Here is a 17,942-nt window from a genome sequence, read left to right on the forward strand (position 1 = left end):
TACACCACCCGCCGGGGGAGCCGGAACGCTACGGCGTGGCGGCCTCGACCCGGCGCTGCAGGTGGTTGTCGCCGCGGGGCCGGACCACCTTGGGCCACCAGAACCACCGGCCCAGCATCGTCGCGATCGACGGCATCAACAGGGAGCGCACGATCAGCGTGTCCAGGAGCAGGCCGATGGCGATGGTCGAGCCCATCTGCGCGACGACGGTCAGATCACTGCCGAGCATCGCGGCCATCGTGACCGCGAACACCAGGCCCGCCGACGTCACCACCCCACCCGTGCCGGCCATGGACCGGATGATCCCGGTCTTGAGGCCCGCGTGGATCTCCTCCTGGAATCGCGATACCAGCAGGAGGTTGTAGTCCGAACCCACCGCCAGCAGGATGATGACCGACATCAGCAGCACGATCCAGTGCACATTGATGCCGAGCAGGTCCTGCCAGATCAGCACGGACAGGCCGAACGACGCGGCGATCGAACTGGCCGCCGTGCCGACGATCACCAGTGCGGCGACCACGCTGCGCGTCAGGATCAGCATGATCATGAAGATCAGGGTCAGCGCCGAGACCACCGCGATCATCAGGTCGTAGCGGGCACCGTCGTGCATGTCCTTGTAGGTGGCCGCGGTTCCACCCAGGAAGACCTTCGCGTCGGACAGCGACGACATCTTCAAAGCGTCCTGCGCAGCTTTTCGTTCCGGGCCCACCCGCGCGATGCCCTCGGGAGTGGCCGGATCGCCCTCGTGGGTGATGAAGAACCGGGCCGACTTCCCGTCGGGGGACAGGAACTGCTCGAGGCCGATCTTGAAGTCCGGGTTGTCGAACGCCTCGGGCGGCAGGTAGAACAGGTCGCCGTTCTTGGCCGTGTCGAAGCTCTGCCCCATGGCGATCGCGGTGTCGTTCATCGACTCCATCTGGTCGAGCAGCGCCTTCTGCGAGTTGTACGACGCCAGCGACATGTCCCTGCTGGCTTTCATGGTGGCGATGGTCTGCGGGAGCAACGCGGTCAGCTTCGGCGCCAGTGCCGCGAGTTGATCGGTGTTGCCCTGGACCGCCGCCGTCTGGTCGGTCACGTCGGAAATGCCGTCGAGGGAATCGAACAGGGATCGTGCCGCGGCACACATCGGGATGTCGAAGCAGTGCGGTTCCCAGTAGAAGTAGTTGCGCATCGGCCGGAACTGATCGTCGAAGTCGGCGATGTGATCGCGCAGCTTCTCGGTGGTGGCCAGCAGATCTCGCGACTTGGCCGCCGAGTCCTGGGTGAGCTGGCTCTGCTGCAACGAGAGTTGGTACTGCTGCTCCATGATGTCGATCGAGGCGTTGGTCGCGTCGATCATCCTCAGCTGGTCGGCCAGCTGCTGACGCTGGAACGGCAGGTTCAGGTTGTTCGTCTGGCCCGACATGCTGGTCTGGAACGGAATCGAGCTGTGCTGGATGGGAATTCCCAGTGGTCGGGTGATGTCCTGGACCATCGCAATGCCCTCGGTGCCCATGATGTTGCGGGCGATCTTGTCCAGCACCAGCATGTCGGCCGGGTTCCGCATGTCGTGGCCGGCTTCGATCATGAGGATGTCGGGGTTCATCCGGGCGGGGCTGAAATGCCGGTCGGCCGCCGCGTACCCGACGTTGACGGGCGCGTCGGCGGGCAGGTAGTACCGGTCGTTGTAGGCCGTGGTGAAGCCGGGCAGGCCGAGCATTCCGAGCAGCACCACCGCCAGGCTGGTCACGAAAATCGGTGCGGGCCAACGCACGACGGCCGTTCCGACCCGGCGCCAGAACCTGGGCCGGCTCGCCTTCTTGGATTCGTAGCGGCCGATCTTGCTACCCAGGAAGAGCACCGCAGGCCCGAGCGTGACCGAGATCAGCACCACCACGACCATCCCGATCGCCACCGGTGCACCCATGGTGGTGAAGTACGGCAGCCGGGCGAAGCTCAGGCAGAAGGTGGCCCCGGCGATGGTCAGGCCCGAGCCGACGATGACGGGGGCCACCGACCGGAATGTGGTGTAGTAGGCGGCTTCTCGGTCCTCGCCGGCGCCGCGCGCCTCCTTGTAGCGGCCGAACAGGAAGATCCCGTAGTCAGTGGCCGCCGCAATGGCGAGCATCGTCAGGATGTTCCCCGCGAAGGTCGTCAGCCCGAACAGCCCATGGGTGGCCAGTACCGCGATCACGCCACGGGAACACAACAGCGCGAGGAACGTCAGGAAGAGCTGGACGACGGTGGTGAAGACAGACCGGTAGACGACGAGCAGCATGATCGCGATGGCGGCGAGGGTGAAGAGCGTGATCTTGCCCAGGCTCTCGTTGCCGATCACGTGGGTGTCGTGGGTCAGCGCGGCCGGGCCGGTGACGTAGGCCTGTACGCCCGGCGGCGCCGGGGTGTCCGTGATCGCCTTGCGTGCCGCCGCAACCGACTCGTTGGCCAGCGTCTGCCCCTGTTCGCCGGCCAGGTTCAGCATCACGTACGCGGCCTTGCCATCCGGGCTCTGCGAACCCGCGGCCGTCAGCCGGTTGCTCCAGAAGTCCTGGATGTGCTGGATGTGCTCGGGGTCGTTGCGCAGCTTGGCGATGATCTGGTCGAAGTACCGGTGGGCGTCGTCACCGAGCGGTTGCTGGCCCTCCACGATGATCATGACGGTGCTGTTGGAGTCGAATTCTCCGAAGTTGGCTCCCATGCGCTTCATCGCCATCATCGACGGCGCGTCCTCGGGCGCCATCGGTGCGGCGTGCATCTCGCCGACCACTTCCAGTTGTGGCGCAATCAAGTTCACCAGGACGGTGAAACCGATCCAGAACAACAGGATCGGTACCGACAGGATGCGGATCGCGTGCGGCAGCAGCGGACGCTTCGGGGTCGCCCCGGGCGCCGGGACCGGGGCTGTCTCGGTCAGGGTCATGCGGACTTCACCAAGCAGTAGGTCTGGGCCTGCTGACCGTCGGCGGTGCGCTCGTCACGAACGGTGCCGTCGATCGTCACGCGGCAACCGATCTGGCCGCTGTCGCCCTGCACCATGATGTTGGCGCTGACGCTCGGCAGCGTCGTGGAGATGGTGGTCGACCAGGGCAGGGGCGCGTCGTCGAGGTGGTGCAGGTTCGCCTCGGCGTCCAAGTAGCTGATCCTTGCGGTGGTTCCCGGTGGCCCGAACACGTCGTACACCAACACTTTCGGATTGAACTGGACGATCTCGATACCGGCTCCCGCGTTGGCGTTGAGATCCTCGGACGCGAACTTGCGATGCAGCCGGCTGACCACCAGGCCCGACACCGCGAGCACGACGATCAGCACCAGCGGGATCCACGTCCAGCGGATCACCCTGCGCGACAGGCTATTTCCCATGTCGGTCCCCGTCGGCGGCAATGCTGGCGAGGCGCTGCAGGATGGGGGTGGCCACCTGGCAGGCCAGCCAGAGCGCGTGCCGATCCTCGGCCGGGACATCGGCCAGCAGTAGATCGAGACGTTCCCGACGCAGCTCGGTCCGCTGCGCGAGCAGGGCCCGCCCCGCATCCGTGATGGCCACCAGCGCGGCCCGGCCGTCCTCCGGGTCGGCCAGTCGCGTGACCAGGTCCTGACGTTCCAGTCGCTGGATCAGCTGCGTCATCGACGGTTGGCCGACACCTTCCTTTGCCGCGAGAGTGGTCAGCCGGGTGGGACCGTCGCTCAGCACGCGATGCAGGACGTAGGCGGCCGATGCGCTCAGGTCGGCGCGGTCGCTGAGGTAGCGCGCCGTCAGCTCCATCGCCTGGTCCAGGCACGCACCGATCTCGCCCGTCAACGTCTGCTGCACAAGCGGGACGATACATCACATAGGTGATGTATATGCGATCAGGCTGGCGCAACTCATGTGGAGGGTGAGGGGTCAAGCACCCAGGAAGTATCGCTCGGGCGAACCATTCAACACGGAAGAGAGGGCCGAGCACCCGGCGTCTGCGATCGACTGGTGCTCGTCAACGCGTGGGCCTGGAGTTCGTCGCCGCGTCCGCGGCTGGGCCGCCGACCAGCGGTTCATTCGCTCCGATTGCCGACCGGATTTCCCTCCGCGTCCCAGTTGGCAGCGACTTTCTTGCTGGGCTGTACCCGGGGCGGCTCGCCCGGCATCTTCGGATAACTCGGGGGGTAGGGCATATCGCCGAGCCCGTTCGCCTCGTCCGCGGCCACCATCTCCAGCAGCGGCTGCAACGACTGCGCGTCGCTGTCGATGCCGGCCCAGGGGTCCTCGCGGCCGGCGACCATGTGCGGCACCGTCAGGATGGTGTAGTCGTCGGGATCCGCCTCGGCGAGTTCGGCCCACGTGAGCGGCATCGACACCGTCGCGATCGCGGTCCGGCGCGCCGAGTACGGCGAGGCCATCGTCCGGTCGCGGGCGTTCTGGTTGAAGTCGACGAAGATCCGCTCGCCGCGTTCCTCCTTCCACCACGATGTGGTGACCAGATCGGGTGCACGCCTTTCCAATTCACGGGCCAGCGCGATACCGGCCCGGCGCACCGCGATGAAGTCCCAGTCGGTCGCGATGCGCAGGTAGACATGGATCCCCCTACCCCCGGAGGTCTTCGGATACCCGACCAGACCCAGCTCGTCGAGCGTGGGTTTCAGCACCTCGACGGCCACCCGTCGGGCTTCGGGAAATCCGGTGCCCGGTTGGGGATCCAGGTCGATCCGCAGCTCGTCGGGATGTTCGGTGTCCGGGCAGCGCACCGGCCACGGGTGCAGGGTGACGGTGCCCATCTGCGCGGCCCAGACGATGGCGGCCGGATGGGTGATCTTCAGTGCGTCGGCGGTGCGGCCCGACGGGAAGGTGACCGTGCAGGTCTGCAGGTAGTCGGGATGCTTCTGCGGGATCCGTTTCTGGTAGATCTCCTCGCCCTCGATGCCGTCGGGGAACCGCTGCAGATGGGTCGGCCGATCCCGCAGCGCCGTGAGCATCGGACCGCCGGCCACCGCCCGGTAGTAGTCGATGAGCCTGCCCTTGGTGCCATCGGCTCCGAGTGCGGGGTAGAACGGCTTGTCCGGGTTGGTGATTCGGACCATGACACCGTCGACGTCGATCTCGCTCGCGGGATTGGGCATCAGCGTGACTCCAGGACGTCGTAGAGGTCGTAGTTCGCCGGGACGTCCAGCTGGTCGAACGTACAGCTGCGCGGATCACGGTCGGGTCGCCAGCGCACCAGTCGCACGGTGTGCCGGAATCGCACCCAGCCGCCGTTGCCCTCCATCTGGTCGTAGGCCACCTCGGCCACCTTCTCCGGCCGCAGCGGGATCCAGCGTTTGTCGGCCGCCGAGTTCCACCGGCTGGGTTCGCCGTCGAGCACCTCATCACCCTTGCGCAGTGGCTCCAGGTCGGCGAGCAGCTCGAGCCGCGCCTTGGCGGTGAACGACGCAGCGCCGCCGACCATTTGGAGTTCGCCGTCGTCGCGGTACAGCCCGAGCAGGATCGAGCCGACGCCCTGGCCGCTCTTGTGGATCCGGTAGCCGATGGCCACACAATCGGCATCGCGGGCGTGTTTCACCTTCACCATCTCCCGCTTGCCCGGAACATACGGTCCGTCAAGGCGTTTGGCGATCACGCCGTCCAGCCCTGCCCCTTCGAACATCTCCAGCCACTGTGCGCCCAGGCTCGGATCCTCGGTGGTGCGGGTGACGTGGCAGCGCTGCTGCGGTCGGACCGCAGTGACCAGTGCGGCACGCCGCCGCCGGAACGGTTCGCCCATCAGGGAGGTGTCCCCAACGGCCAGCGCATCGAAACCGATGAAGTGCGCCGGGGTCTGCTCGGCGAGCATGTTGACCCGGCTGGCTGCCGGGTGGATGCGTTGGGAGAGCGAGTCCCAGTCCAGTCGGGTGCGGCCGTCGACCTCACGGGGTACGACGATCTCGCCGTCCAGGACGCAGCGGGGCGCCAGTTCGGACCGCACCGCTTCGATCAGCTCCGGGAAATAGCGGCCGAGGTCGCGGCCGTTGCGCGACAGCAGCACCACCTCGTCGCCACCCCGGAACACCAAGGCGCGTCTAGTTGACTGAACTTCGGCGAGCCTGCCGGTGGGGTGGGTGCAGCGGGCGGAGGATCCGGTAATGGGCGAGTTGGGACGGGTGGAGTCAGCCGAGTGCGGCCTGCCGTGGCGGGTGATCTTCCCCGATGTCGAGCACACGGGTGCCACGTCGTACCTGCGGGAGCTGGCGGCGTCTGATTGCAGTCCACTCACAGTTCGAAGTTACGCGTTCGACCTGCTGCGGTGGTTCCGGTTCCTCCACGAACGCCTGATCAAGTGGGAACGAGCCGAACGGGTCGACGTCCGCGCGTTCGTAGAGCACCTGCGGGCGGTGCCCAATCCGCAGCGGTTGCGCCGACGTCCGGATGCGCCGCCGCCGGGCTCGGTGAACGCGGTGACCGGCAAGACGGAGTTGTCGGGCAAGTACGCGCCTCGCACCATCAATCATCAACTGTCGGTCTTGTTCGGGTTCTACGAACACGCCTGTGCCGCCGACCTGGGTCCGTTGGTGAATCCCGTTCCGGCACAGCGCGCTAGGCATGGTGGTCGGCCGCATGCTCACCACAACCCGATGGAAGACTTTGCGATCTTCCGGCGCGCTAACTATCGGCAGAAGACTCCCCGGCCGGTGTGGCGGGCGATCCCTGATGATGCTGCCAGAGCTCTGTTCAACGCGCTGCGCAGTCACCGCGACCGAGCGCTGGTGAGTTTCTATCTGTCCTCAGGCGTTCGCGCGTCGGAGCTGTTGGGCCTGCGTCACGGCGATCTGGATGCCGGCCGATACACAATCACGGTGACCAGTAAGGGTAGCCGCGTGCGGGAGACGGTGCCGGCTTCGGTGGACTCGTTCGTGTGGCTGGCGCTCTACCTGGCCGAGCAACCACCTATGCAGCCTGGCGCCCCGGTGTGGTGGACCCGACGCTCCCGCCCGGCACCGCTGAACTACCACGCCATGCGCGCGGTGCTGCGCCGCGCCAATGCCAGCTTGGGCGCGAACTGGTCATTGCACGACTTTCGCCATACCGCCGCTGCGCGGATGCTGGCTGATCCCGCCTTCACCTTGGTCGATGTGCAGACTGTGCTACGCCATGCAAGCGTCACCACCACCCAGATCTACACCCAGCCGCGCCTAGACGATTTGATCGGCAAGGTCCTCGAACATCACGCCCGACCGAAGGCCGATGTGGCGACTATCGAACCGGCCTATGACGCCGCGGCGGTCCGAGAGCTGCTGGGGCTGCCGCGTTGAGCGCCGAGGACACCCGGTCACCGCAACGCCGACAGGCTGCGGCGACGCGCCGCGCGATGAGCCCCCAAGTCCAGCTGCTGTCGAGGCCCGATTCTCCTCACTTACAAGCGATCCCGGCGGACAGCCGATTCGGCCCCGCAGGCCTGGTACGTCCCCTGTGGGGGTATGACGCCAATCATGCGCCCCCGCCGCTGCCTGATCATGCCCGCGGTGCGGCGATGCAGGCGTTGAGCATCACGGAGTTGTGCGACGTCGTCGCCGAGTATCACCAAACCATGGCACCCCAGCAGCTGCAGCCCATCGTTCGAGGAACGCGAGCAGTGCTGGATGTGCTGGCTCGGTATCCCGGGCAGACGTGGGAGCAGCGGTGGTTGGCCAGTGGCTACGACGCCGCACCTCGCACCTGGTTCGAGCATGACGCTTTGCCGCACTACGATCACTGGTCACCCACGCTCAAAGCAGTCAATGCGCTGCTGCGGGTTCGGGCGCTACGGCCGTCATACAGTTGGCTGCTGGACTCCAAGCAAAGAGTGAACCTGTGGAGGTTCCTCGACTACAACGGCGGTCCGGACTTGGAACGGCTACGTGCGCTGCCCGCTTACCAGGACGCGGTGCCCAAGTACCAGGCCGACGCCGAAAAGGCGTTGGCGCGGGTGATGATTCGCACCGGAAAGACCATTGCCGAGGTGTGCGGTGACGATCTGCTGTTTTACGCAGATGTCGTGCGTACCTCGGGGCGGCAGCGACGCGAACACCTCATCTGGGAGCTGCTGGTCGCGTTGGGCCCCTTGGCGGGGGAAGCACCGACGCTAAGGGCGACGTGGTCGGCGCGGGGCAACTCACGCCAACACAGCGCCGCGACGATGGTCGATAGATACGGCATCCCCGCCTCAGGGGTGCGTGATGTCCTGGTGGGCTACCTCGAAGAGCTTCAGCCCAACATGGACTATGGCTCGTTGGAAGGCTTGGCCTACCGATTGGCCAGGCTGTTCTGGTGGGAGATCCTGCAGATCAACCCCGGTCAGGCCAACTTGGCGATCTCGGCCGAGGTGGTGACGGCGTGGCGAGAACGCTTGGCGCTGACCCTGGACGGCCGACCGCGACGCGAAGTGCATTCGACCCTGTTCGCCATCCGCGGGATGTATCGCGACCTGGCCGAGTGGTCGCACGACGACCCCGCCCGCTGGGGCGTGTGGGTGGCGCCGTGTCCAGTGCCGCGAGCTCTCAGCCGCGCGGCGGCCAAGGAGAAACGCCGCCAGAAGGCCACAATGCAGGACCGCACCCGCATGCTGACGCCGCTGCTACCCGCGATACTGGCGACGGCTGCCGCCCACAAGGACCGCACCGCGCTGCTGCTGCAGCGCGCCCTGGCCTGCGTGCACGACCAGGAGTTCGTGGTCGACGGCTCCACGTTTCTGCGGCACTGCCCACCGCTGCGACGTGACGGCGACGAACGGGCCCGGATCTGGGCGCACCTCGCTCCCGGGCAGCAACGACCGAGCTGGATCCGGGGTCGCGCTCAGCGCATCGACGTAACCGCGCTGGAAGAGGAAGGCTTCTGGGGTTGGGCCGTCGTGGAGACGTTGCGTCACACAGGTATTCGCATCGAAGAACTACTGGAGCTGACTCAGCTGTCGCTTCGGCACTACACCGCCTCCACCACCGCCACTCTGGTGCCGTTGCTGCACATCGTCCCGTCCAAGACCGACTGCGAGCGGCTCATACCCATGACCCCGGAACTGGTGGCGGTGCTGCTTGAGGTGCTGCGCCGCGCTAAGGCCGGCAAGGATCAGGTGCCGCTGTCAGTTGCCTACGACACCAACGACAAGGTCCACAGCGAACCATTCCCACACCTGTTCGCACGTCCCTTGGGCACCCGCCACGAAGTGCTGGGCCGGCACTATGTGCGCCAGATCCTGATCCACCTCGCCACGATCGCCAGGTTGAACGATGCGGGTCGCCCGGTGCACTTCAGTCCGCACGACTTCCGTCGCCTGTTCGCCACCGATGCGGTCAACAACGGTCTTCCACTGCACATCGCCGCGGCGTTGCTCGGCCACCTCAACCTTGACACCACGCGCGGCTACACGGCGGTGTTTCCTGAGCACATCGTCACTGCCCACCAGGCGTTCATCGAGCGCCGTCGCCAACTGCGACCTTTCGAGGAGGCCAAGGTCGCCGACGACGACGAGTGGGCCGACTTCGAAGAACATTTCCTACTGCGCCGCGTAGCGCTCGGCGAGTGCCACCGCCCCTACGGCACACCCTGCGTCCACGAGCACGCCTGCACTCGATGCCGGTTTCTGCGCGTTGACCCTGCTCAGCTGGGCCGCATCGACGAGATGACCGAGAACGCCGAGCAGCGCCTCGCAGAGGCGAAGGACCGAGCGTGGCTCGGCGAGGTCGCCGCGCTGGAGGAAAGCATCAAGCATCTGCGTATTCGACAATCCGAAGCTCGGCAACAGCTTTCGCACGGGGCCAACCCGTTCGCGGACCAGAGACCACAATGAGACTGTGAAGCTACCCGTCATGCCACCGGTCTCACCGATGCTGGCCAAATCGGTCTCGGCCATCCCGCCCGATGCGTCCTATGAACCCAAGTGGGACGGGTTCCGTTCGATCTGCTTTCGCGATGGCGCGGAGGTCCAGCTGGGCAGCCGTAACGAACGACCCCTGACCCGGTATTTCCCCGAACTGGTCGCCGCGGTCACCGCTGAGTTGCCCGAGCGATGCGTCATCGACGGTGAGATCATCATCGCCACCGACCACAGCTTGGACTTCGAGGCGCTGCAGCAGCGCATCCACCCAGCGGACTCGCGAGTACGGATGCTCGCGGAGAAGACCCCAGCGTCCTTCATAGCGTTCGATCTCCTCGCATTGGGCGACGAGGACTACACCCGGCGGCCGTTTACCGAGCGCCGCGACGCACTCGTTGAGGCGTTGGCCGACTCCGGTCCCTCGGTCCACCTCACACCAGCGACCACCGACCTCGCGACCGCACAACGATGGTTCGAAGAGTTCGAAGGAGCCGGCCTCGACGGGGTAATCGCCAAACCGCTGACCGTCACCTATCAGCCCGACAAACGGGTCATGTTCAAGGTCAAGCACCAGCGGACGGCTGACTGTGTCATCGCTGGCTACCGCGTGCATAAGTCCAGCGACGACGCGATCGGCTCCCTACTATTGGGCCTCTATACAGACGACGGCACCCTATCCTCGGTGGGCGTGATCGGAGCGTTCCCGATGGCCAAGAGGCGGCAGTTGTTCAGCGAATTGCAGCCGCTGGTAACCAGTTTCGATGATCATCCATGGAACTGGGCCGCCCACGACGCCGGTGACCGCACACCGCTCAAGAACGAGGCGTCGCGTTGGAACGCCGGTAAGGATCTCTCGTTCGTCCCGTTGCGACCCGAGCGTGTCGTTGAGGTGCGCTATGACCACATGGAAGGTGACCGGTTCCGCCATACCGCGCAGTTCAACCGTTGGCGGCCCGACCGCGATCCGTGCTCATGCACGTACGCACAACTGGAGCAGCCATCGGCCTACCGACTCGCCGATATCCTTCCTGGCCTCGATTCCCCCGGAGTTGATATGCCTAGGCAAAGTCGTAGCCCGCGTCGCTGAGCACATTCATTCGCTATTCACTCACGATCGGTGGCCGAGGCTGCGGTAGGCGCTGGGTGTGGCGTTGAACCAGCGTTTGCAGGATCGTGTGAGGACGCTTTGTTCGGCATACCCGAGCTGATGGCAGATCTGGCGCAGGCTCAGGTTGGTGTCGAGCAGCAGCCTGTGGGCGACTTCGCGGCGAGTGTGATCGACGAGTGCGGCGTACGTGGTGTGCTCGGCAGCCAGTCGCCGCTGCAGAGTTTTGGAGTGCAGACCGAAATGGCGGGCCGCGAGTTCGGAGGTCAGTCTCCCGGAGGGCAGCAGTTGCCGGATGACGTTACAAAGGTTGTGGGCCAGGCCCCGGGTGGAGTCACCGAAGGCGGTTGACAGGTAGGTCATTGCGAGCTGGTGGGCCAGTGGGTCGTGGCTTAGCGGCCGTTGCAGGTCGGTGGCGCGCATCGTGAACCCGGAGACCAGCTCGTTGAACAACGGCGGGCACCCGAAGTAGCGGCGGTAGTCAGTCTTGGTGCCCAGCGCCGGGTGGGGCAGGTGCACCGCAACGGGGTGATAGGCGGTGCCCAGGAACAGATGCATGACTCGCAGCGTGACACCGAGGGCGAGCTCGATGGCCTGGGCTTGCGGTGGCGCCGGGTTGAGGAGGAAGTCGTACTCCAAGCGGCACAGCCCGGGGTCGGGATGGCTGGCGATACGGATGGCGATGCCGGGACTGTAGGCGCCCATATAGGTGTCGAGGATCGCGAAGGCGTCGGCGACGGTCGCCGCGGTGCGGGCCGCCACGCCGACCGGCCCGAGAACGTCGATGTCTTGCCGGGTTGCGAGTTGACGACCGAAATCGAGCACGTTGAGCATGGTGGCTGCGGTCTCCACGGCGCCGATGGCGCTGCGCAGTGAAATGTGACGGTCGCGCTGCCCGATGTCGTCAGCGTCGAGGTCGGCCAATACCAGGACAGCAGCTGGGTCGCCCCCATGAGCAGCGATCAGAGGGATGAAGCCGGTCAGCGACGATCCCCGAACCAGCTGCATGTCCAGAAGAGTGAAATAGACGTCCAGAAATGTCAAGACGGCGATGCTGGTCTGCAGCAAGGATGGGCATCGGAGAAACGCCGTGCGCATCGTGGCACTGCTGTCACAAATGTCGAAGCGACCGAAAGAGGACTGCAAGATATGAGCGGGCAAGACATGGTGAACAGAACGCATCTGCCGATCCCGAGTCAGACCCGCACCGGGTTGATCACCTATGACGCCAAGGACCCGGATTGCGCGTTCCCGCCTATTGAGCGGTTACGGCCGCCGGCGGGGGCACCGAACGTGTTGTTAATTCTGCTCGACGATGTCGGGTTCGGCGCGTCGAGCGCTTTCGGTGGGCCGTGCCAGACCCCGGTGGCCGAACGGCTCGCCGACGGGGGGCTGAAATACAACCGGTTCCACACCACCGCGTTGTGTTCACCGACCCGGCAGGCCCTGCTGACGGGCCGCAATCATCACTCCGTGGGCATGGGTGGCATCACTGAAATCGCTTCCGGAGCACCCGGTTACAGCTCAGTGCTGCCCAACACGATGGCCCCGGTCGCGCGGACTTTAAAGCTCAACGGCTACAACACCGCGCAGTTCGGCAAGTGCCACGAGGTGCCGGTGTGGCAGACCAGCCCGGTCGGGCCGTTCGACGCGTGGCCGTCCGCAGGCGGGGGTTTCGAGTACTTCTACGGATTCATCGGCGGTGAAGCCAACCAGTGGTACCCCAGCCTTTATGAGGGCACCACGCCGATCGAGGTAGACCGCACCCCCGAGGAGGGCTACCACTTCATGGAGGACATGACCGATAAGGCGATCGCCTGGATCGGTCAGCAGAAGGCCTTGGCCCCCGACATCCCTTTCTTCACCTACTTCGCGCCCGGCGCCACCCATGCCCCGCACCATGTGCCCGTGGAGTGGGCCGACAAGTACCGGGGCCGATTCGATGACGGCTGGGATGTGTTGCGAGAGCGGACATTTGCCCGCCAGAAGGAGCTCGGGGTGATTCCCCCGGACTGCGAACTCACCGCTCGGCACGCCGAGATTCCTGCGTGGGAGGACATGCCCGAGGAGCTCAAACCGGTGCTGCGTCGCCAGATGGAGGTCTACGCCGGTTTCTTGGAGTACACCGACCACCACGTCGGCCGGCTCATCGACAGCCTCGAGCGCCTCGGCGTGCTGGACGACACGCTGGTGTTCTACATCATCGGTGACAACGGCGCTTCGGCCGAGGGCACCCTCAACGGCACCTACAACGAGATGCTGAACTTCAACGGCATGGCCGCCATCGAAACCCCCGAATTCCTCATGAGCACGATCGACAAGCTCGGCGGACCCGATTCCTACAACCACTACGCGGTGGGCTGGGCCCACGCGATGGACACCCCGTACCAGTGGACAAAACAGGTGGCCTCACACTGGGGCGGCACCCGCAATGGCACCATCGTGCACTGGCCCGCGGCGATCACCGCCACGGCCGAAGTTCGTAACCAGTTCCACCACGTCATCGACGTCGCGCCAACCATTCTGGAGGCCGCCGGAATCCCTGAGCCGCTGTTCGTCAACGGCGTGCAACAGCACCCCATCGAGGGCACCAGCATGCTGTACTCGTTCAACGACGCACAGGCCCCCGATCGTCATGAAACCCAGTACTTCGAAATGTTGGGCAACCGCGGTATCTACCACAAGGGCTGGACGGCGGTGACCAAACACGGAACGCCGTGGCTGCTGGTGGGCGCGGACAAGCCGGCCTTCGACGACGACGTGTGGGAACTGTACGACGGCACCGACTGGGCCCAAGCCCGGGATCTATCGAAAGACATGCCCGACAAACTCCACGAACTGCAGCGGTTATGGCTCATCGAGGCCACCCGCTACAACGTGCTGCCGCTCAACGACGACCCCGCCAGCAGAATGAACTCTGATCTGGCTGGCCGCCCGGTCCTCATCAAGGGCAACACCCAGATCCTGTTCTCCGGGATGGGCAGGCTGGCCGAGAACTGCGTCCTGAACCTGAAGAACAAGTCGCACTCGGTGACCGCGGAGATCGTCGTGCCCGAGAACGGTGCTGAAGGTGTGATCGTGGCCCAAGGGGCCAATATCGGCGGCTGGAGCCTGTATGCCACGGGCGGCAAGCTCAAGTACTGCTACAACCTTGGCGGGATCAAACACTTCTACGCCGAGTCCGCCAACGCCTTGCCCGCAGGCGAACATCAGGTCCGGATGGAATTCGCCTACGACGGTGAAGGTTTGGGCAAAGGTGGTGAAGTGACGCTTTACCTCGACGGTCAGCAGGTCGGTGCAGGACGTGTGGAGGCCACACTGGCCAACGTCTTCTCTGCCGACGACGGCTGCGACGTCGGCGTCGACACTGGGTCCCCCGTCTCACCCGACTATCCACCGGCCCACAATGCGTTCAACGGTCGCGTCAAAGGTGTCCAGTTGGCCATCGCCGACGCCGCCCAGGCCGACAATCACATCGTGTCACCCGAGGATGCGGTCCGCATCGCACTGGCCCGCCAGTAATCCAAACTCAGGAAAGGAACCCGAATGGCGTTGATGATGACCCGAGTTGGAGGAGTCGGAGGGCTCGCGCTCGCCGCAGTTGCCCTACTGGGCGGGGGCACGGCCGCCGCCGAGCCGCCCACTGACCCGGTACGCCCACCGAATTGTGCCGCCGCCGATCTCGCCGGCATCGCCTCCGGGGTCGCGGCCGCGACATCGGCCTACCTGTTCACCCATCCCGACGTGAACGAATTTTTCACCGACCTGCACGGACGTCCCCACGAAGAAGTGCCCGAATCCACCAGAGTGTTCTTCGACGCCCATCCCCAAGAGCTTGCTGAGCTGAGGGGCATCCGCCAACCGCTGGTCGATTTCCGTAACCGCTGCGGATACGGCGAACCCAATTTGCTTGGAGGGCAACAGTAGTGAACGGATTGCGTTGGCCGGCCCGAGTCCGCGGTATGACTGTCGCGCTGGCGTTCCTGACGTTGCCCGGCGCCATTGTGTTGGCCGTGCCCGCCGGCACGGCCAACGCGGACGTGTGCGCCAGCGCGGGGCGCCGCATCTCAGTCGGGGGATGTGTCAACATCGCCGACGCAGTCGCCCCCTACGTCCCGCCACCGGCCTACTATGCACCGCTGCCGGAAGACCCGCCGCCACCTCCACCGCCGCCGCCGGGGTCCAACGTGAGCGGCTGTATCGGGTACAACGGCCGATGGGTCAGCGCCGGAGGTTGCAACTAGTACACCGCCGAGGGTGCTCGCCTCCCCGGCAACTGGCGGACACGCCGAAGGCAGCCGGTCGGCTCTTGACTAGCAGGGCGCTTCACGTTGAGAACGCGGTTCGCCATTGCTTGACAAGTTCAGTGAAGGAAGCCGTCCCATTTCGGCTCATAGGACCAGGTGTCCGGATCGTCGGGCACCCGCGCGGCCGCCTTGGCCAGCATGGGATCCAGGGGCGGCAGCACGGGCAGGTCCACGGGTTCCATACTCGTGCAGACCAGGCGCACCGATCAATGTCATCGGCCTCATTGCAGGCACGCGCCGGTGATCCACGGTCCCCACTGTGGGTCGGATCAGGCTGTGGTGCTCCAGCGAGTTGCCGAGCGAATTCGGGACGGCTGGATCTCCCGGTCTGGGAGTGGGCGCATCTCGGTAGGTCCCCACATCATTGCGCTACCCATTTCAGCTCAACGACGAGGCTGCTTCGTCGATAGTCTTGGTGACGGCGTCGGGGTGTGAGATCAGTGTGAGGTGCGAGCCGCCATCGAAGTGGGTGATGTGCGACTGCGCGCGCGCTGCCATTTGTTCCTTGGACCCTGCGGTGATGATCTGGTCGCCGCTGCTGATGAAGAACCACGACGGGATGGTCGTCCATGCGGCGGCGGCCGTCGGAGTCGAAAATGCGATGGTCGAGACGGCACGTTGGCCAGCCCATAGGCGGTCGGCTACATCGGCCGGCAGGTCGCTGCCGAAGTCTTTCAAGAAAGCGTCCCTCTTCAGGTACAGCTTGCTGGCACCTTCGGGCGCTCCCGGATAGGAGACTTTGTCATACAACTCGTCGTCCGACTTGCCGGCGAGTGCGGATTTCTCACCGATCAGTGCGATGTTGGTCTCCCCGATGGCTGGTGCCACCGCATCGATGTAGACCAGCGCCTTGACGTTTGGGTTGCCGGCCGCCGCATTGGTGATCACCGCGCCGCCGTAGGAGTGTCCGACCAGCACTATCGGCCCATGGATCGTCGCAAGGAAATCCTTGACGGATTCGGCATCGGGCAGCAGTCCGTCGAGGGGGTTGGGGATCGCCCGCGCGACGTACCCCTGCTTCTGCAGCTCTTGCACTTCGCCGTCCCAGCTCGAGGTTTCCGCCCACGCACCGTGTACCAGCACGACTGTGGGTTTGGGTCCGGCAGGCGGTGGCGCGGCCGGCGCCGGAGATGGCGATGTCGAGCAGGCGGCGGCGAGCATGAAGGCCAACGACGCTGCCGTCAGCGTGTAGCTAGTCTTTCCGGGCAACCGTGGCATGACTGTTCTCCTGTCGCAGGTGAATTTGAAGCGGGGCTGACACAGGAGACAAGCAGTCCGCGGCGGGCGGGACATCCCGGTGCGGGCAAGTTGGCGGGGATGTGCTGAATCCTGGCGGGATCGGTGTGTTCGAGGCTCACGGACGTGTATCGAAGTCACGCGCTGTCAGCGGGTGGTCGAGCAGTGCCAGGGTGTGCACGGACGTGGTGGCCAAGGTGATGGCGGCGACGCTCTTGTTGGCGATGCCATGGGCGTCCCGCAGGTACACCGCTCGCTTCGTGTAAAAGGTGAGGCCGTCGAATTCCTGTGGTTCGTAGGTGTAGTGCGCGATCCTGGCGCCCGTGACCGCAGGCTGATAGTCGACGCGGCGTTGGTACAGGGTGTCGTCGTAGTAGAAGACCTGATCGGGATTGTGGTTGGGCAAGGTCGGCGGGAATCGCACGGCCAGCCGGCGCCAGGTCTCGCCGTCCTCGCGCCACGGTTCGATCTCGTGTGCGCTGACGCCCGGATACCGGAACAGGAACGGGGTCGCCAGGTAGTTCCATACGGCGACGGAGGTGAAGTAGGCCGTCTGCAGGGCATCCCAACCCCTGTCGGCGCTGTAGGTCGGGAAACTGGACCGGGGATCGGCACGTTCCTCAACAGTTCTGCCGTCGCTGTCGGTGAGCCAGATCCGTTCTCCCGCTGCGACGCCTGTTGACGACGGTCGAAAACCAGGCCGGAAGCGACGGTTGAAAAGTAGGCCACGTGGTCGTGGTTATTGTGCCGTGTTGTCGGCTCTGGCGGAGGGCAGAGTGTCGATTCCGGTGTCTTTGAGCCGGTAGCTGGAGCCTTTGAGGGTTAAGACGTCGGCGTGGTGCACGATCCGGTCGATCATCGCCGCGGCCACCACTTGATCGCCGAATACATCACCCCAACGGGCGAAGGGCAGGTTCGAGGTCAAGATCAGCGAGGCGTGTTCGTAGCGGCTGGAGACCAGTTGAAAGAACAGGTTCGCCGCGTCTTGCTCGAACGGGATGTATCCGACCTCATCGACGACCAGTAGTCCGATGCGCCGCAGCTTGACCAGCTCGGCCGGCAGCCGCCCAGCGTTGTGAGCGGCCTTGAGGCGGGCCACCCAGTCCACCGCGGTGGCGAACGCGATGCGATGCCCAGCTTGGGCGGCCTTGACCGCCAACCCGATGGCGAGGTGAGTCTTGCCGGTCCCGGGTGGACCGAGCAGCACCACGTTGGACGCCTTGGCCAGGAACGCTCCGGTGCCCAGGTGGGCGATCATGTCCCGATTCAACGCGGGCTGATGATCGAAGTTGAAGTCCTCCAACGACTTGCGGGTCGGGAACCCCGCCGAGCGGATACGGATCGCGGCACCGGAGGCCTCGCGGGCTGCGACCTCCCGGGACAGCACCGCCGCCAGATACTCTTCGTGCGTCCAGCCGGCGTCGCGGGCTTGCTCGGCCAGTCGGGCGGCGGAGTCGCGGATGCGTGGCGCCTTGAGGGCCTGGGCGTAGTGCAGGACGGCCTTGAGTGGGTCCTCGGCCATGA

15 protein-coding genes and 1 pseudogene are annotated in these 17,942 nt (G+C 65.3%); 6 read left to right on the plus strand and 10 right to left on the minus strand.

Annotation, left to right across the window (positions count from 1 at the left end):
* Nucleotides 1-28: 28 nt before the first annotated feature.
* From U0R18_RS16505 to U0R18_RS16525, 5 genes are all read right to left on the minus strand, one after another.
* Entirely contained in the window at nucleotides 29-2,899 is a 2,871-nt protein-coding gene (locus U0R18_RS16505; protein WP_526370259.1) for an MMPL/RND family transporter, read from the minus strand.
* Complete coding sequence (locus tag U0R18_RS16510; RefSeq protein WP_526370261.1) at nucleotides 2,896-3,339, minus strand: MmpS family transport accessory protein; 444 nt, start codon at nucleotides 3,337-3,339, stop codon at nucleotides 2,896-2,898. Before U0R18_RS16510 ends, U0R18_RS16505 begins: the two co-directional genes overlap by 4 nt.
* Nucleotides 3,329-3,787 carry a MarR family winged helix-turn-helix transcriptional regulator gene (locus U0R18_RS16515; RefSeq protein ID WP_526370263.1) on the minus strand — a complete coding sequence of 153 codons (459 nt, stop codon included), beginning with the start codon at nucleotides 3,785-3,787 and terminating at the stop codon, nucleotides 3,329-3,331. Before U0R18_RS16515 ends, U0R18_RS16510 begins: the two co-directional genes overlap by 11 nt.
* 218 nt (nucleotides 3,788-4,005) lie before the next feature.
* Nucleotides 4,006-5,067 (minus strand): non-homologous end-joining DNA ligase, encoded by a 1,062-nt coding sequence (ligD, locus tag U0R18_RS16520; protein ID WP_526370265.1) that lies wholly within the window; start codon nucleotides 5,065-5,067, stop codon nucleotides 4,006-4,008.
* Nucleotides 5,067-6,122 (minus strand): ATP-dependent DNA ligase, encoded by a 1,056-nt coding sequence (locus tag U0R18_RS16525; RefSeq protein WP_526370455.1) that lies wholly within the window; start codon nucleotides 6,120-6,122, stop codon nucleotides 5,067-5,069. The genes ligD and U0R18_RS16525 overlap by 1 nt, the downstream gene beginning before the upstream one ends.
* Here U0R18_RS16525 and U0R18_RS16530 point away from each other — a divergent pair.
* Genes U0R18_RS16530 through U0R18_RS16540 form a run of 3 tightly spaced genes read left to right on the plus strand, consistent with a single transcriptional unit; the run spans nucleotide 6,043 to nucleotide 10,857 of the window.
* Nucleotides 6,043-7,233 (plus strand): site-specific integrase, encoded by a 1,191-nt coding sequence (locus tag U0R18_RS16530; RefSeq protein WP_526370267.1) that lies wholly within the window; start codon nucleotides 6,043-6,045, stop codon nucleotides 7,231-7,233. The two genes, U0R18_RS16525 and U0R18_RS16530, sit on opposite strands and share 80 nt — an antisense overlap.
* On the plus strand, nucleotides 7,230-9,743 hold the full coding sequence (locus U0R18_RS16535; RefSeq protein WP_526370269.1) for a site-specific integrase: 2,514 nt from the start codon (nucleotides 7,230-7,232) through the stop codon (nucleotides 9,741-9,743). Before U0R18_RS16530 ends, U0R18_RS16535 begins: the two co-directional genes overlap by 4 nt.
* 4 nt (nucleotides 9,744-9,747) lie before the next feature.
* Entirely contained in the window at nucleotides 9,748-10,857 is a 1,110-nt protein-coding gene (locus tag U0R18_RS16540) for an ATP-dependent DNA ligase (protein ID WP_526370271.1), read from the plus strand.
* 21 nt (nucleotides 10,858-10,878) lie between these two features.
* On the opposite strand, the gene U0R18_RS16545 is transcribed toward U0R18_RS16540, so the two are convergent.
* Nucleotides 10,879-11,883, minus strand: a complete 1,005-nt coding sequence (locus U0R18_RS16545; protein WP_526370457.1) for a helix-turn-helix transcriptional regulator — start codon at nucleotides 11,881-11,883, stop codon at nucleotides 10,879-10,881.
* A 156-nt stretch (nucleotides 11,884-12,039) separates the two neighbouring features.
* On the opposite strand from U0R18_RS16545, the gene U0R18_RS16550 reads away from it, so the two are divergent.
* The 3 genes from U0R18_RS16550 to U0R18_RS16560 are packed head-to-tail and all read left to right on the plus strand — an operon-like array spanning nucleotide 12,040 to nucleotide 15,119.
* Nucleotides 12,040-14,397 carry an arylsulfatase gene (locus U0R18_RS16550; RefSeq protein WP_526370459.1) on the plus strand — a complete coding sequence of 786 codons (2,358 nt, stop codon included), beginning with the start codon at nucleotides 12,040-12,042 and terminating at the stop codon, nucleotides 14,395-14,397.
* Nucleotides 14,398-14,421: 24 nt separating this feature from the next.
* On the plus strand, nucleotides 14,422-14,802 hold the full coding sequence (locus U0R18_RS16555) for a hemophore-related protein (protein ID WP_526370273.1): 381 nt from the start codon (nucleotides 14,422-14,424) through the stop codon (nucleotides 14,800-14,802).
* A 35-nt stretch (nucleotides 14,803-14,837) separates the two neighbouring features.
* A complete protein-coding gene (locus tag U0R18_RS16560; protein ID WP_526370275.1) occupies nucleotides 14,838-15,119 on the plus strand; it encodes a hypothetical protein in 282 nt (93 codons plus the stop codon).
* Between the two features lie 128 nt (nucleotides 15,120-15,247).
* Here the strand turns inward: U0R18_RS16560 and U0R18_RS16565 are convergent.
* The 4 genes and pseudogenes from U0R18_RS16565 to istB form a co-directional block, all read right to left on the minus strand.
* Nucleotides 15,248-15,364, minus strand: a pseudogene (locus U0R18_RS16565) (ATP-dependent DNA ligase); the annotation flags it as partial.
* A 196-nt stretch (nucleotides 15,365-15,560) separates the two neighbouring features.
* Complete coding sequence (locus U0R18_RS16570; RefSeq protein WP_526370277.1) at nucleotides 15,561-16,400, minus strand: alpha/beta fold hydrolase; 840 nt, start codon at nucleotides 16,398-16,400, stop codon at nucleotides 15,561-15,563.
* A 136-nt stretch (nucleotides 16,401-16,536) separates the two neighbouring features.
* Nucleotides 16,537-16,842 carry a hypothetical protein gene (locus U0R18_RS16575; protein ID WP_526370279.1) on the minus strand — a complete coding sequence of 102 codons (306 nt, stop codon included), beginning with the start codon at nucleotides 16,840-16,842 and terminating at the stop codon, nucleotides 16,537-16,539.
* 315 nt (nucleotides 16,843-17,157) lie between these two features.
* Complete coding sequence (gene istB / locus U0R18_RS16580; RefSeq protein WP_526370281.1) at nucleotides 17,158-17,940, minus strand: IS21-like element helper ATPase IstB; 783 nt, start codon at nucleotides 17,938-17,940, stop codon at nucleotides 17,158-17,160.
* Nucleotides 17,941-17,942: the final 2 nt, after the last annotated feature.

The sequence above is a fragment of the Mycobacterium sp. genome (assembly GCF_046330795.1).
In the GTDB taxonomy this organism is placed as follows: Bacteria; Actinomycetota; Actinomycetes; order Mycobacteriales; family Mycobacteriaceae; genus Mycobacterium.